General features: G+C 64.8%; 15 protein-coding genes and 1 pseudogene. 11 read left to right on the forward strand and 5 right to left on the reverse strand.

Annotation, left to right across the window (positions count from 1 at the left end):
* Positions 1–16: 16 nt before the first annotated feature.
* Positions 17–922: a LysR substrate-binding domain-containing protein gene (locus LVJ94_40120; protein WXB03102.1), complete on the forward strand. Its 906-nt coding sequence runs from the start codon at positions 17–19 to the stop codon at positions 920–922.
* A gap of 335 nt (positions 923–1,257) precedes the next feature.
* Here LVJ94_40120 and folK read toward each other — a convergent pair whose 3' ends face one another.
* From folK to LVJ94_40135, 3 genes are read right to left on the reverse strand one after another with little or no spacing between them, the layout of a single operon-like run.
* Positions 1,258–1,737, reverse strand: a complete 480-nt coding sequence (gene folK / locus LVJ94_40125; GenBank protein WXB03103.1) for a 2-amino-4-hydroxy-6-hydroxymethyldihydropteridine diphosphokinase — start codon at positions 1,735–1,737, stop codon at positions 1,258–1,260.
* A 4-nt stretch (positions 1,738–1,741) separates the two neighbouring features.
* A complete protein-coding gene (locus LVJ94_40130; GenBank protein WXB03104.1) occupies positions 1,742–2,353 on the reverse strand; it encodes a hypothetical protein in 612 nt (203 codons plus the stop codon).
* 24 nt (positions 2,354–2,377) lie between these two features.
* The gene (locus tag LVJ94_40135) at positions 2,378–3,796 is read right to left on the reverse strand and encodes a hypothetical protein (GenBank protein WXB03105.1); all 1,419 of its coding nucleotides are present in this window, start codon (positions 3,794–3,796) and stop codon (positions 2,378–2,380) included.
* A gap of 377 nt (positions 3,797–4,173) precedes the next feature.
* Between LVJ94_40135 and LVJ94_40140 the strand changes: the two genes are divergently transcribed.
* Together LVJ94_40140 and LVJ94_40145 are read left to right on the forward strand one after the other, a co-directional pair.
* Positions 4,174–6,237 carry a serine protein kinase gene (locus LVJ94_40140; GenBank protein ID WXB03106.1) on the forward strand — a complete coding sequence of 688 codons (2,064 nt, stop codon included), beginning with the start codon at positions 4,174–4,176 and terminating at the stop codon, positions 6,235–6,237.
* Positions 6,238–6,252: 15 nt separating this feature from the next.
* On the forward strand, positions 6,253–6,576 hold the full coding sequence (locus LVJ94_40145) for a hypothetical protein (protein WXB03107.1): 324 nt from the start codon (positions 6,253–6,255) through the stop codon (positions 6,574–6,576).
* An 85-nt stretch (positions 6,577–6,661) separates the two neighbouring features.
* Here the strand turns inward: LVJ94_40145 and LVJ94_40150 are convergent, their stop codons facing one another.
* On the reverse strand, positions 6,662–7,681 hold the full coding sequence (locus tag LVJ94_40150) for an alpha/beta hydrolase (protein WXB03108.1): 1,020 nt from the start codon (positions 7,679–7,681) through the stop codon (positions 6,662–6,664).
* A gap of 100 nt (positions 7,682–7,781) precedes the next feature.
* Between LVJ94_40150 and LVJ94_40155 the strand changes: the two genes are divergently transcribed.
* The 6 genes from LVJ94_40155 (at position 7,782) to LVJ94_40180 (ending at position 12,571) form a co-directional block, all read left to right on the forward strand.
* Positions 7,782–8,864 (forward strand): adenosine deaminase, encoded by a 1,083-nt coding sequence (locus tag LVJ94_40155; GenBank protein ID WXB03109.1) that lies wholly within the window; start codon positions 7,782–7,784, stop codon positions 8,862–8,864.
* Between the two features lie 185 nt (positions 8,865–9,049).
* Complete coding sequence (locus tag LVJ94_40160; protein ID WXB03110.1) at positions 9,050–9,625, forward strand: hypothetical protein; 576 nt, start codon at positions 9,050–9,052, stop codon at positions 9,623–9,625.
* The gene (locus tag LVJ94_40165; protein WXB03111.1) at positions 9,622–10,365 is read left to right on the forward strand and encodes a hypothetical protein; all 744 of its coding nucleotides are present in this window, start codon (positions 9,622–9,624) and stop codon (positions 10,363–10,365) included. Before LVJ94_40160 ends, LVJ94_40165 begins: the two co-directional genes overlap by 4 nt.
* The gene (locus LVJ94_40170) at positions 10,362–11,351 is read left to right on the forward strand and encodes a hypothetical protein (protein WXB03112.1); all 990 of its coding nucleotides are present in this window, start codon (positions 10,362–10,364) and stop codon (positions 11,349–11,351) included. The genes LVJ94_40165 and LVJ94_40170 overlap by 4 nt, the downstream gene beginning before the upstream one ends.
* Before the next feature lie 12 nt (positions 11,352–11,363).
* Positions 11,364–11,879, forward strand: a complete 516-nt coding sequence (locus LVJ94_40175) for a sigma-70 family RNA polymerase sigma factor (protein ID WXB03113.1) — start codon at positions 11,364–11,366, stop codon at positions 11,877–11,879.
* A complete protein-coding gene (locus tag LVJ94_40180; GenBank protein WXB03114.1) occupies positions 11,876–12,571 on the forward strand; it encodes a hypothetical protein in 696 nt (231 codons plus the stop codon). The genes LVJ94_40175 and LVJ94_40180 overlap by 4 nt, the downstream gene beginning before the upstream one ends.
* Here the strand turns inward: LVJ94_40180 and LVJ94_40185 are convergent.
* Positions 12,568–13,692 carry a hypothetical protein gene (locus LVJ94_40185; protein WXB03115.1) on the reverse strand — a complete coding sequence of 375 codons (1,125 nt, stop codon included), beginning with the start codon at positions 13,690–13,692 and terminating at the stop codon, positions 12,568–12,570. The two genes, LVJ94_40180 and LVJ94_40185, sit on opposite strands and share 4 nt — an antisense overlap.
* A 98-nt stretch (positions 13,693–13,790) precedes the next feature.
* On the opposite strand from LVJ94_40185, the gene LVJ94_40190 reads away from it, so the two are divergent.
* Entirely contained in the window at positions 13,791–14,756 is a 966-nt protein-coding gene (locus LVJ94_40190) for a hypothetical protein (GenBank protein ID WXB03116.1), read from the forward strand.
* A gap of 36 nt (positions 14,757–14,792) precedes the next feature.
* Positions 14,793–15,326: pseudogene (locus LVJ94_40195) on the forward strand (protein kinase).
* The last annotated feature ends 26 nt before the right edge of the window (positions 15,327–15,352 follow it).

Genomic DNA, 15,352 nt, shown 5'->3' on the forward strand with positions numbered 1-15,352 from the left:
CAATGAATGGGTCTCCATGGTCTCCGCGGACCTTCTCCATGGCCTCCAGGCCTTCGTGGTCACCGCCGATGCCGGCAACTTCACGGTCGCGGCCGAGCGGCTCTCGCTCACGCGCTCGGCGATCGGCAAGGCCGTCGGGCGGCTCGAGCGGCGCTTGGGAACGCGGCTCTTTCATCGCACCACGCGCAGCCTCGCCCTGACCGACGAAGGCCGCGCCTTCTACGCGAGCGCCGTGCGCGCCCTCGCGGAACTGGAGAAAGGCGAAGCGGCACTGGCCGCGCGCAAGGGGGTGCCTTCCGGGCGCGTGCGGATCGATCTTCCCGTGTCCTTCGGCCAGCGGTGGGTCATGCCGGTGCTCCTCGAGCTCGCGGAGCGCCATCGCACCTTGCGCTTCGACGTGTCGTTCACCAATCGCAAGACCGACTTCGCCCGCGACGGCATCGACCTCAAGGTGCGCGTGGGCGCCCTCGGCGACAACGTGAACCCCATCACGCGCTACCTCGGCCGGCAGGACACCGTGGTGTGCGCAACGCCGCACTACCTCGACCGCCAAGGTCGCCCGCAAACCGTCGCCGATCTGACGGAACACGACGCCCTCGTCGATCGCCGCACCGGCACGGAGTGGTCCTTCACCGCCCCCGACGGCACCGAGCAATCGGCCACGATGCGCGTCCGATGGCGCCTCGACCGAGCCGAAGCCATCACCGAGGCCGTCTTGTCGAGCCAGGGCCTTGCACGTCTCCCCACCTGGCTCGTCGCCGAGCACCTTACCTCGGGCACCCTCGAAACCGTCCTCCCCGGCCACACCGGCCGCAGCCTTCCCATCCACGCCATGTGGCTCGGCCCCACCTCCCTGAAGGTCCGCACCGTGGTGGATGCCCTCGTGCAACGCTTCCTACCGAAGCCCCCCTGGACCCTCTAAACCAAATCCCAAATCCCTCCAGCCAAATCCCAAATTCCAAATTCCAAGAACCGCCCTCGAAATTCCCGCTCCTGCTCCTGCTCCACGCCCGATGGGTGGACCAGACCCGTCCTGCAGCATGACGTCTGACAGGTGCGTTGGCGCCGAGGGCGGAAACCCACCAAAGGCGCGGCGTCAAGCATCACCACCTTCGAGCATCTCGACAGAGCATCTCGCCTCCCGGTCCGGGACCCTGGCGTGGAGCAGGAGCAGGAGCGGGAGCAGGAATTTCGAGAGCGGGTTTTGGGGGTTGGTTTGAGGGTTTTGGGTTTTGGGTTTTGGGTTTTGGTTTGCGCCTACAACGCGACCCACTCATGCCCCGGTGCGAACCGCTCAATCTCGCCCGGTACCGTCGCAGGCCGCGCATAGGGCGCGTCGGGCGCGACATCGAGCAGCGGCAGAATGGCGAACGCGCGCTCGTGCACACGAGGGTGCGGCACCGTGAGCCGCGGAAGGTCCAAGACGACATCCTCGGCCCAAAGGATGTCCAAGTCGATCGTCCGCGCGCCCCACCGCTCGCGCCGCACGCGCCCCAGCGACGCTTCGATGGCCTGCAGCTTCGCCAGCAACGCAGGCAAATCGTCTGGCGCCCAATGAAGCAAGAGCGCGGCATTCAAGTAGTGCGGCTGCGGCGGCCCCACGGGCGCCGTCTCGTAGATCCACGAGGCGGCCACGATGGGCGCAACCTCCGCGCAGATGCGCCCCGCCGTTTCACGCAGGGTGGCCAGCCGATCGCCTAGATTCGACCCAAGTCCAACGACGACGCGTACGCTCATTCGTCTAGGGACGCGATCCTTGCAGACGCAAGGGATTCGTCAGACGGCCCGTGAAGCCACCATTGACCTGGCCGTTCTGCACGAAGAAAAAGTACGACGAGTCGGCGTTGTTGTCGACGTAGCCCGTCAGCTGGATGACCGCCCCGGGATCCGTGTCGAACACGATGCCCGCGACGGCGGTGGTGGTCACCGTGTGGGCCCCGGCGTCGGTGCCGTTGCTGCTCGCGGTGACGCTGTCGCTCGAGAGAAGACGGTCGCCGCGCACATTGGCGATTTTGCCGCTTTCGACGTGCACGTCCACGTCGAAGACGCAGGGCCGGTGGGCCTTGTCGCGGTTCGTGTCGCACGTCCACCAGATGTACCAGTGGCCGCCGGTGGAGTACTCCGTGTAGATCCCCACGCCCTCCCCGGGGTTGGCGTTCAGCGTCTGATCGGTGTCGACTTCCGCCAGGATCGGTGTGGTGGTCCCGCTGCTCGGGGGCGGCGGTGAATTGACCCAGCCGCCGTACGCATCCCCGTGGCGCCAATCATCGTCGTCGTCGCATCCCGTGCTGGCGATGGCAAGGCACGCGAGAACGGGAACGCAGAATGCGGTGGCCAACGATTTTCGAAACATGGGACTCTCCAAGGTCTAAGAAGATTAACGCCGGCCGCCTACGGATCGACCACCGCCGATGGATGGCGTCGCGGGGCTATGACCACCACCACCGCCAAAGCTTCCGCCGCCGCCGTGGAAGCTTCCGCCACCGCCGCCAAAGCTCCCGCCCCCATGGAACATCGGTGAGGGTGCGTGATGAAACACGGGAGGTGGCGGAGGTGAGAACGTTGGGGCGCGGTACGGGGCACTGATGGACGGGCTCGAGCGGAACGTAGGGGACGGTGGAAGGCTCGACGAGGGTCCATACATGGGCCGGGGAACCGACGTGCGGCCCACGACGGTTGGGCTCGTGTAAGGCGAAATGTACGGCCGCGGTGCGGCACCGACGTGGTCTGGCAAGCGGGTCGGCCCGGTGGGTAGCACCCCCGGACGGCCCGCGCCGATCGCCACCGGCACGGGGGTGGGCGGCGGAGCAAAACCTTGCGGAGGCCGGGCGCCCACCGCCACCGCCGTGGACGGCGTGGCAAACGCGCGTGCACGGGAAAGCCCGGAGTCGCTGGCCGGTGGCCGTGCGAAGCCCGGCGCGGCGTATCCGATCGTGGCCGGAGGAGGCCCATGCCCCAGGTCCGGTCGCGCGGCCACGCGATCTCCACCCACCGTGGGCGTAGCCACCGAGCGTCCGCCCCCGACCGTGGGATCCGCCGGGTAGTACGGTCGCGTGTTGGAGGCGATGGGCGGAACGCGCGACGGCGGAACGATGCGCCCGGCAATCGCCGGACTGAACACGTCGCGGTGCGGGCAGTAATAATACGTTGGGGTCGGAGCGACGTAGAACCCTACGGCATAGCCACCGCGCCAGTACCAGCTGGGCGCCATCGGAGCCCAGCCGATGTAGTCGTAGGCCCCGTATCCCAGACGCCACGTGACCCACGCTCCACGGTACGTGCGCCCAGGGATCCAGCTCCAACCGCGGCCCGGGATGGCGACCCAACGGCCGTAGTGAAACGGAGCCCAGCCCCACGAGTAGTCGGACACCCAAACCCAGTCGTCGTCGTAGGCCCAATGCCCCGCGCTGACGTACGGCGCAAAGTCCGCCCCCACCACCTTGGGGGACGGTACCCAAACGACGCCGTAGTTGGCGTCCTCCACCCAGTTACCGTACGGCTCCAAGGTCGAGCGGAACTCGGTGAGGGCCGTCGGATCCGTGTCGGCATAAGCCTTTTCGTCCACCCCGATGGCAATCTCCTGCGGTGGCGCCGGAGGATTTGCCTCAAGGCTCGCCGAGCGCGTGCTGGATTCTTCCGCGGACCCAGAAACAGAAGCAGAGGGGTACGCGGCGGGTTGATCGTAGGCCTCGGCACATCCGCCAAGGGCGGGCCCGAGTACCAAAAGACAGCCGCTCAAGAGGCAAGGGACGACAGCCCGCAGTGAACCGGCATTGCAGAGCGAACCGATTTTCATGTGAGCTTCCCTCCTTCGACCCAAAATCCTTCCCTAGTGTGCCTCTTTGTCGAACCGCTTGCCATTAACGCGCCAGCTTGCTTCATCCAAGCAAGTGGAGCGGGAGTCCACGAACCCGCCATAACCAGGAAGAGCGAGTGACAACAGGCGAGCATGCGATTTTCATCCCGCCAAGAAGTTCGTTTCGACGACAAGGTGCGACGTTCCGGCGCCTCGAGCAAGGCCCCGTGCACCTCGGCCTTCGGAGGGGTGTTCTTTCCATGCCGTGTTATCCTGTGAGAATCCAAGCTGGCGAGACGGGCGAGAATCCAAGCTGCTGACAAGCTCTCGAAGCTCACAGGCCGACAGAGCTCACAAAGCTGACAGAGGAGATACGGATGGCTGAAACACGCACTTCGATGACTGAGCGAATCGCCGCAATGCAGGACTACGCCCTGTACCGCGAGCTGCATTGGGAGGGATCGTTCGAAGAGTACTTGGAAGTCGTGCGTCAACGGCCGCAGATCACGCGGAACGCGTACCAGCGCGTTTACGACATGATCATCAGCTACGGGACCGAAGAGTACATCGACAACAAGAAGAAACTGGTTCGGTACAACTTCTTCAAGGACGAGCTCAACAACGGCGCCAACGCCATTTATGGGCTCGACATCCCGCTGATGCGGCTCGTTCACGTGCTGAAGGCGGCGTCGGAAGGATACGGACCCGAAAAGCGCGTCATCCTGCTCCACGGGCCCGTCGGCTCGTCGAAGAGCACCATCGCGCGCCTGCTCAAGCAGGGACTGGAAGCCTATTCGCGCACCCCCGACGGCGCGCTCTATTCGTTCGACTGGACCAACCTGCAGGGCAGCGGACTCACGGGCACGGAAGCGGAAGTCTTCCCCAGCCCGATGAACGAAGAGCCCCTGCGCCTCATCCCGCCGGAATGGCGCACCCGCGTCATCAACGAGCTGGGGCTGTCGAACGACCAGTTCAAGGTTCGCTGCGAAGGCGATCTCGACCCGGCAAGCCGCTTCGTCTTCAAGCACTTGATGACGAAGTACGAAGGCAACTGGGCCAAGATGATCGCGAACCACGTTCGCGTCCGGCGCCTCGTGCTCTCGGAGAAAGACCGCGTTGGCATCGGTACCTTCCAGCCGAAGGACGAGAAGAACCAGGACTCCACGGAGCTTACGGGCGACATCAACTACCGCAAGATCGCCGAGTACGGGTCGGACTCCGATCCGCGCGCGTTCAACTTCGACGGTGAGTTCAACATCGCCAACCGCGGCATCGTCGAGTTCATCGAGGTGCTCAAGCTCGACGTGGCGTTCCTCTACGATTTGCTCGGTGCTTCGCAGGAGCACAAGATCAAGCCGAAGAAGTTCGCCCAGACGGACATCGACGAGGTGATCATCGGCCACACCAACGAGGCCGAGTACAAGAAGCTCCTGAACAACGAGTTCATGGAAGCCTTGCGCGATCGAACCATCAAGATCGACATCCCGTACATCACGAAGCTCAACGAAGAGATCAAGATCTACGAGAAAGACTTCAGCACCAAGAAGATCAAGAACAAGCACATTGCGCCGCACACGTTGGAGGTGGCTGCGATGTGGGCGGTGCTCACGCGCCTCGAGGATCCGAAGAAGCACAATCTGTCGCTCGTGCAGAAGATGAAGCTGTACGACGGCCGCGTGCTCCCCGGCTACACGCAGGACACGGTGAAGGAGCTGCGCAAGGAGTCGAAGCGCGAAGGCATGGAGGGCATCAGCCCGCGCTACGTGCAGGACAAGATCTCAAACGCGCTGGTGAACGATGCGGGCGAAGGGACGATCAACCCCTTCATGGTGATGAACGAGCTCGAAAAGGGCCTACGTCACCACTCGCTCATCACCAACGACGAACAGCGCAAACGCTTCGGCGAAATCATCAGCATGGTGAAGCGCGAGTACGAAGAGATCGTGAAGAACGAGGTGCAGCGCGCCATCAGTGCCGATGAAGATGCCATCGCGAAGCTGGCGGCGAACTACATCGACAACATCAAGGCGTACACCCTCAAGGAGAAGGTCAAGAACCGCTACACCGGCCAAGACGAGGAGCCGGACGAGCGCTTGATGCGATCCATCGAGGAGAAGGTGGACATCGCCGAGAACCGCAAGGACGACTTCCGTCGCGAGATCATGAACTTCATCGGTGCCCTGGCGGTCGAGGGCAAGAAGTTCCAATGGTCGACGAACGACCGTTTGCGCCGTGCGCTGGAGTTGAAGCTGTTCGAGGATCAGAAGGACTCGATCAAGCTGAAGACCCTGGTGGCGGCCGTGGTCGACAAGGACACGCAGGAGAAGATCGACATCATCAAGTCGAGATTGATCAAGAATTTCGGCTACAACGAGGTGAGCGCGACGGACGTCCTCAACTACGTCGCTTCGATCTTCGCCCGCGGCGACGCCAAAGACTGATACAGAGGCGTCAGCATGGCTAGCCTGAAGAAAACCCTGCTGAAGCAGGGCATGAAGTGGATGAGTGACCCGCGCGTCATGAAGTTGATGCAGGACGAGCGGGTCATGAAGGCGGTGATGACCGCCATGAGCATGCCCGGCAAGGTACAGACCTTCACCCAGGAGCAGGCCGAGCGGATCGCCAAGGCGATGGCCTTGGCGACCGAGGACGAGGTGAAGGATCTGAAACGCACGGTGCGCCGCCTCGAAGAAGAGGTGGCGCGGCTTCAGCGCGACGGCCGCGAATCGCGTGCGGAGTCGCGCGACAACGGCGAACGAACCGCGCCGAAGCGTCGTTAGAGCGGAAGCCGAATTAGACCGCCAAGACGCCAAGTGTTTGTTTGATTCAAACCTTGGCGTTCTTGGCGTCTTGGCGGTTCGACGATTAAGCCGCGCGCTTGTCGAGCCACGAGCTGACGAGTGACCATGTGCTGAGCGGTGCCTCGCGGCCCATGAGCAGGTCGATGTGGCCGAAGGGCACCGCACGGTACGTCTTGTCCGAGGAGCGGCTGCGCAGGAACGCGGGGCGCACGCTCGCAGGGGGCGCGATGTCGTCGCGCTGGCCCGAGATGACGAACAGCGGCACGTCGTGCTTCTCGAAGCGCTCGGCGTAGTCGGAGGCGGCGCCGCCGAAACGGCGTTCGTTGGCCCACTCGAACATGTTCACCAAGTCGTGCAGCATCGCGCGGTCGAAGGCGAGGCGCAGGTGCTCGTCGAGAACGTGCGGCTCGAGCGCGCCCACGTGCCAGCCGCGCAGCGGAATGGGGTAGAGCGGGCTCTCGGCCACGCGGCGGAACGTGCGAATCAGCGATCCGATGGGGCGGATGGCCACCGGCAGATTCCACGGGCGCACGCCCATCGCGGAGATGGCCTTCCAGAAGAGCGCAAACGTCTGCAACGACCACGAACCGTTGGTGAAGTGGTACGGGCTCCCGATGCCGACGACGCCGGCGACCAGGCCGGAAAGCTCGGGCGCGCCGGCGTAACAGATGAGGCCTCCCAGCGAGTGGCCCACGAGGAAGACGGGCCGGTTGTGGCTAATGCGCGAGACCTCTTCCACGGCAGCGGGCAAGTCCTCGCGCACGTAGTCGTCGATTCCACAAGAGCCCACGCTGGTCAGCTGACGCGTGCGTCCATGTCCGCGCAGATCCACGTTGAACACATCGAAGCCGGCGCGCGCCAGATGATTGGCCAGGCTGCGCGACGGCAGGTGCCACGCATATCGGTTTTGCCCGAAGCCGTGCACCAGAAGCACCGGCGAGCGCGTGCCGCCATCGTTCGCCGCCCAACGTTTGCGCACCATGGCGAGCGGCACCCGCCCGGACGTCACCACCAGTTCTTTGTGAAACATCCCGCTTTGATTGCGGTCGATGGCTTGCTTGGTAACGCGTCCGTGGAGAATCAAGAGGCGACTAACTCCTCCCCCCGTTGGATGTCCTTCAGCTTAGCATCGGGGGCGGCTCGAGCGAACAATGCTGAAACAATGCCGACACGAGATTGCAAAAATGAAACCGACCTCCCTGAGCGTGGAAGCCGTTCGCCGCGTACCCAAAGTGCTCCTTCACGACCACCTCGATGGCGGACTTCGTCCGTCCACCATCATCGAGTTGGCCGCAAACGTGAACTACGACGCACTGCCCCATACGGATCCCGAGGCGCTGCGACAGTGGTTTATCGGCGAAGCCAACTCGCACGCACTCTTGCGCTATCTGTCCACGTTTGCGCACACCACCGCAGTGATGCAGACGCCGGAGGGACTTTCGCGCGTGGCGGCGGAGGCGGTGGCCGACTTCGATGCGGATGGCGTGGTGTACGCCGAGACGCGATTTGCCCCCGAGCAGCACCTGCAGGCTGGGCTCACCCTGGATGAGACGGTGGACGCCGTGCTGGCTGGCCTGCGCGAGGGTGAACGCCAGGCACAGGGCAGGGTGCGCGTCGGATTGCTCTTGTGCGCAATGCGTCACTCAGCGCGAGCCTTGGAGATTGCACAGCTCACCGTGCGCCATCGCGACCGCGGCGTGGTGGGGTTCGACATTGCGGGCGCGGAGGTGGGCTACCCGCCCCTCGCCCACCTGGACGCGTTCGAGTTTCTGCAGCACGAGAACATGCCCACCACGGTGCATGCGGGCGAGTGGTTGGGCCCGCGTCCCTTCGAGCAAGCGCTTCATCGGTGTGGCGCATGGCGCATTGGCCACGGAATCAGCATCGCCGCGGAGATCGATGAAGCGTCCGGCTCCCCTAGAATGAGTCACCTGGCGGCTTACGTGCGCGATCGGCGCGTGCCGCTCGAGATCTGTCCCACGTCGAACTTGCAGACCGGTGGCGCGTACAGCTACGCGACGCACCCCTTCGGGCGGCTCGATCGGCTCGGGTTCTGCGTGACCATCAACACCGACAACCGGTTGATGAGCGACACCACGGCGTCGCAAGAGTTTTTGCACCTGGCCGAGGCCTTCGGCTACGAGCTACCGGACCTTCTGCGGTTCACGTGCAACGCCATCGATGGCGCCTTCCTTCCCTACCCGGATCGGGAGCAGCTCAAAGATGCTGCCCTTCACGCCTTCGATCGGGTCGGTTCGATTTCGTAACAACCGTCGCGACGCCGCGGCAATCCCTGGGCATGAGACAAACCTATCCTCTTCTTTTTCTTGGCTTGCTGATACTGGGCGCCGTGACCTGCAGTGCGTGCAGTTCGACGCTCGACGTCGGGGACGATCAACGTGATGGTGGCGGCGGGCCCGGCCCCGGATCGGCAGGTGCGAAAAGGATGTTCGTGACGAGGGCCGCCTACACCGGCGATCTCGCGGTGTTGGGGAAAGGTGCGCCCAAGGCAGGGAGCGATCCGGGGGCGGAAGGTGCCGACTCACTGTGCAGGAGCGCCGCACAGGCGGGCAACCTAGGCGGAACGTGGAAGGCGTGGATCTCGAGCTGCACGATGGGAGACGAAGCGACCTGCATCGAGGTGCACAATGCCTTCGACCGCATCGCGGACGTTTCCGGTGGCTGGTACAACGTCAAGCGCACGGCGCACCTCTTTACCAACAAAGGCAACTTGGCAAGCTATCCTCTGGCCAACGGATGGACCTCGGGTTCGGACGACCCGAAGAGCAACGTGCTCGATGAATACGGAGATCCCATTTCGACGAGGGTGGACGAGAACACCCAAGTTTGGACCGGCACGGGGAATGGCGGTTACATGGCCGAGGGCACGTGCAGCGGCTGGACGGCGTCGAAAACGGGTTCGACCAAGGGCACGATCGGCCTCATGATGCCGGAGCCCGCCAAGTGGACCAACGTCACCATCGAGGAGTGCCACCACCCGTCGCACTTGTATTGTCTCGAGCAGTGATGGCGAAGTACGCCATCTCGTGCCTTGTCGTGACGTGCCTGCTCGCGATGGCGGGCGCCGCGTGCAGTTCGGCGCTGGACGTGGGGACGAACATCGTCGATGCCGGCGATGCCGGAGACGCGAAGAAGGACGTGGAGGATCACGCGACCATCGGGCCACCGGACGCGAAACGCATGTTCGTCACGGGCGCGGCGTACACCGCCGATTTGGCCACGCAGGGGCGCGGTGAGAGCGCCTCACCGGAGAAAGATCCGGGCGCGGACGGTGCCGACAAGCTGTGCACCACGGCGGCGGCCGCGGCCCATCTCGGCGGCATGTGGCGGGCGTGGATCTCGAGCTATGCATCGGACAAAGATGCGGGGGCCGGCGCCCACCATGCCATCGATCGCATCGCCGACGTGCCCGGCGGCTGGTACAACGTCCGACGCACCGCGCGGCTTTTCGCCAACAAGAGCAACTTGATGACCGTACCCGACGTACGGGAATGGCACGCGGGCCTCGAGGGCCCGAGCTTCGTTCAAGACGAGTACGGCAACCGCATCGCCGACGGCATCTTCGTGTGGACCGGGACCGACTCCGGTGGCCAGCTCGATCGCGACGGCGCCACGTGCAAAGCGTGGACGTCGGCAAGCAATGCCAACGCGCAGGTGGGCGCTCCGGCGGGGGCTCCCAACGAATGGACGGATTGGACGTCGAATCCGTGCGAGCGGCGCGGGCACCTTTACTGCTTCGAACAATGACGCGCAGCTTTGTCTTCGTAGTCTCTTCGTTGCTTCTTCTTTTTCTCGCGCGCGCCGCGTCGGCGGAGCCCTCGGCGCGCTTTCGATACGTGCGTGGAGAAGGGGCCGAGTCATGTGGCGACGAAGCGAGCATGCGACGGGCAGTGGCGGCCCAACTCGGTTACGATCCCTTCAAGGACGATGCGTCCACCGCGGTGCAAGCCACCGTGGGAAAGAAGGGCGAACGGCTCGTGGGGCGAGTCGAAGTGCGCCGCCCCGGAGAGGCGCCTGGCGTGCGCGAGCTGTCCTCGCACGAGATGACCTGCGCGAGCCTCGGCTCGGCGATGGCGTTCACCATCAGCATCGCGATCGACCCGCTGGCCATCGCGCGACCGCGGCCTTCGCCCCCGCCGCTGGAGCCATTGCCGGCACCGCCTTCCGAGCCGCCCCCCGTGGAGGTCCCGCACGATACGCCGCCGCCCGTGCCGTCAAAGGCCGAGGGCACGGAGCACGCGGAGCGACCGAAGGTGCGCATCGGGCTCTCGAGCCATGGCGCGCTCGGGCTCGCGCCGTCGGCGGCGCTGGGCGTGGGGGCCTCGGTGGGCCTGAGGTGGACGAGGCTGTCGCTCGCGGCAGAGGGACGCATCTTTTTGCCGGCGCGCGCCGATCTCTCGACGGGTGGCGAAGTGCACGCGTGGACGGGGATGGGCCTCTTGGCCCCGTGCGTGCACATGAAGGTGGCGCAGTTCTGTGCGGTGGGTGCCATCGGGTCCTTGCAGGGCGAGTCGAAGGACGTGAGCCTGCCTGCGGAGGACAATGGGCTGTACGCGGCGTTGGGGGCGCGGGCGGGGGTGGAGGTGACGCTGACGCGGTACGTGGCACTTCGTCCCGAGGTGGAGGCATTGGCGGCGCTGGTGCGGCCATCGCTCACGTTGAACGGGCGCACGATCTGGACGATGCCACCCGTGTCGGGCACCGCAGGCCTCGTCGTGGTCATGCAATTTTAGGGCACGCGCGGCGTGGATTCGCACTTTCAAGCCGTCTTCGAGACCGAGTTCTCCTACGTGTGCCGCTCGCTGCGGCGATGCGGGATTGCCGATCGCGACGTGGAGGATCTCGCCCACGACGTCTTCTTGGCGGCGCACCTTCGTTTCGGCGAGTTCGATCGGGCGCGCGCGATCAAGCCGTGGTTGTTCGGCATCGTCTTTCGCGTGGCCTCGCACCATCGGCGCCGGCCGGGTTACCGCCGCGAAGAACTGGGCAGCGAGCCACTCGACCCGAGCGATGCGGCCCCCCTCGCGGACGAGCGGGTGGAGATGTCGCAGAAGCGCGCGCTCGTTCTGGAAGCCTTGGAAGCGCTCGATCTGGATCGCCGCGCCGTGTTGATCATGCACGACCTCGACGAGCTGCCGATGCGCGAGATCGCGGAGTCGCTCGGCGTTCCCATGTTCACGGCGTATTCGCGGCTGCGGGCAGCGCGCACGCAGTTCACCGAGGCGGCACGCCGGATTCGACTTCGCCGAGGTGAGCGATGAGTGAAAAGCTCGACCCGATCGCGCCGGACATCGCCGCACTGCTCGACGCCGAACGCCACTACGACGCCGAATCGCCCGCCCGCCAAGGACGCGTGCTCGAGCACCTCGCCGCCACGACGGCGGCGCTCGCACCCGCCGCTCCGCCGACCCCATCCCCTCTGCCAAAAGCCATCTTGAAGACGAAGCTCGCCGTGGCCACGGCGGCCGCGGTGGTGGGGGCGATGGGCGGCGGTGTCGTGGGCTATCGACTCGGGGAACGAGCGCGACCCCCGGCGCCGGTCGTCTCCGCACCCGCGACCGCCATCACGGCGGAGGTCGCGCCCTCCGTCGTCGTGCCGGATGCCGCGGTGCCGCCCGCGCCCAGTGCCCCGCCCCCGCAGGCATCGGCCGCGCGCCCTCCGGCACCCGCGCGGGCGAAGAAGGAAGACAGCGCGGATACCCTGGCGGTGGAGCTCTCGCTCGTGCAGATGGCCCGGGCCGCATTGGCGCGCGGCAACTATGCGGCGGCCCTCGATGCGACCGAGCAACATGCGCGGACCTTTCCCAAAGGGCACCTCACCGAAGAGCGCGAAAGCCTGGCGATTCAGGCCCTCGTCGGCGCCGGCCGCGATGCGGAAGCACGGGCGCGCGCGGCGCGATTCCGAGCGAAATACCCGCAGAGCCCCCTCCTGCCAACCCTGCCGCCTCCCTAGCCGGAGCCGTGTCCCCGCAACGCCACGATGATCTCGATGACGATGAGCACCACCACCGCCACCTCGAGGGCCAGGCTCTTGCGAAGCTCGGCCTCGCCCTTGAGCATCCCGTACGCCTCCGACACCAGGCGCTGCTTGCGATCGATGCTCTCGTTCCACATGTCGATCCGCAAGCGCACCACCGCCTCACGGTAAATGCGCGCCGCGTACGTCTCGCCGGCCACCTTGATGGCATTGTCGATGCGTTCCAACACCTCGCTCAGCCCGAGCCAATTCCGCATCACCTCGTGCGCGAACTTCGCATACGGGCTGAAGATGACATTGCGCTGGCGCGTGCGCGACAATTCCGCATAAATGTGGCGCAGCTCGACATCGAGCAAGTCATCGTAATAGCGCACATTCAAAAGAATCGAATTGGCAAACTCCAAAACATCCACCAACTCCGCACCGCCCGCGGGATCCAGCACGAACGCGCTGTTCCAATCGATCACCACCAGGTCTTCATCGAGGTAGCCAAATGCGTGTTGCAGAATGTCCTGCCGCTGCTTGTGGGCCAGCGGCTTGGGCGAAGGCTCGCCCAAGATCAGCTTGGGGAAACCTGGCCATTGCAGGACCGCATCGGCGGTGAGATCGCCTTCGAACGCGCGGACCAGCACCACCGTGTAGTCTTCGAACTCGTCCCACACGTGCACGCCCGTGATCGCTCCCCCAACGGCGGCCACCAGCGCATCGGCCTCCCGACGTGCTGTGGCTTCGAGTGTGCTGGACACGTAAAGTTCCTGACACAAGGGGAGAAGCGCTTCCAGCGACGTTCCCGGCGCGATGGGGAACGTGTAACAGACGGAAACCGTGCCCGTGGAAAATAGATGTATCGTGCATGTTGCCTCGAGCGATCGCCCGAGTGACGGGAGCGAGATATTCCGTTTTCCCAAGGCCACGCGAAGCGGAACGGCAGCAGCGTCCATCGTGCTCGTAGGCCGCCGCCCGATGATCGCTTCGGACGCGTCGCAAAGGCCCGACGTGCGGGCCAAGCCCGCGGCACGTTCGAGGGATACATCGTCCCCCACGTCGAACATCCGGTAACAGAGAACGGAGCCTGCCCGCACGACCGGTGCGGTCATACGCATCCACCGTGACGGTGCATCATCAGATGGACTGCGGGTTCATGGTTAGGTGGTATACGATTGAGCCAGAACGCAGCCCCGCCAAACGAGGACTCATGAGAGCTCATCGCCTGCGCCTTCCTTTCATCGCTTCGACCATCGTCTTCGTTTTTTCCACGTCGAGCTACGCGCAACAAACCACGCCTACCAGCATAGGCACAAAAAGTCCGGGCACGAACCCGGCAAGCACCGGATCGACCCCGCTGGCCGCCCCGCCGTCCAGTGCGATGCCGGCAACCCACGTCGACCCGCCCGCGGAGCCGCCCAGCGACAGCAAAGACGTCTACGAGAAACCGGGGAAGGCCTATTACTTCGTGGGAGCCCGCTACCGCGGAACCATCGTTCCCAAGTTTTTGATGAATATCTTCGTCGACGGTGGAAAGACGATTTACTCGAATACCTTCGGCGCGGAATTGGACATTCGGAAAGATGGCTTTTCCTTCATTCCGTCCATCACGTATACCGAATATGGTACCGGCGGCGACGTTCTTTTTCTCGAGAAGGGCAAACCGGATACGGCCAACAATTGGTCGCTGGTCAATTCCAGCTTGAAGGGCTTGTACGTCAACGCCGACCTGCTCTGGTCCACCAAGGTCCACCGGAACGTCGACTTCGAATACGGCGTCGGCGTCGGCCTCGGGGCCATCTTTGGCTCGCTGGTCACCAACTGGGTCTACGAAAAGGCCGACGGCCCATACCAGGCGGACAACGGCAAACACTACGCGCCGTGCCGAACGGAGAACGACGACCCGAGCTCGGTGCACGCATGCACCAAGGGAGCGCACTCCAACTCGAGCGTGGCCAAGGTCAATCAGTACGAGGAGCCGAGCTGGGTCAACGGCGGCTCCAAGCCCAACGTCTTCATCCACCTGGCGGTGCCGCAATTTGGCGTGCGCATCAAACCGGTGAAAGACTTCGTGGCGCGCCTCACCGTCGGGTTTTCGCTCACCGGCTTCTTCTTCGGCCTGAGCGCCAATTACGGCCTGGAAAAGGTGCTGGACAAGAAAACCCAGAAGCCCTGAGGCCTCGTTCTGTGACATAAGTCGGGATCGTCATCGATGGTCCTGCTTCCGCCGAGATACGAAGCAAAACATCCGCTGGGCAAGGGAGGCGGTGGCGAAGTTTGGGCGGTGCGCGATCGCGTGAGTGGGCGCATGCTTGCGCTGAAAGCATTGGCCGTGGGGGCGGGCACCGACGAGCGGCTGGCGCTGGTGCGCGAGGCCATGGCCCTTTCGGGACTCGAGGGCCTGGGGGTCCCGCGCGTGGTCGCGTTCGGTGCTCTGCCGGAGAGCGGACGGCGCTACCTGGTGCGCGAGCTGGTCCCGGGCGAAAGCCTGGACGATGCCCGCGAGACGCGGCCGCCGCGTGATCTGCTGCTGGCCATCATCGGCGCGAGCCAGAAGCTCACCGTTCTGCATCGGGCCGGGCTTCTGCACGGGGACATCAAGCCGGCAAACATCATCGTGGACGAGGCGGGGAACGCCACCTTGGTCGACCTGGGCCTCACGGTGGCTTGGCGCGCGCGGCGTGGGACGCAGGCCGAAGGGCTGACGCCGAAATACGCCGCACCGGAGCTGCTCCGGGGAGAGCCGCTCACCGTGCGGGCCGAGGTGTATTC

This window comes from Sorangiineae bacterium MSr11367 (genome assembly GCA_037157805.1).
Lineage (GTDB): Bacteria > Myxococcota_A > Polyangia > Polyangiales > Polyangiaceae > Pendulispora > Pendulispora rubella.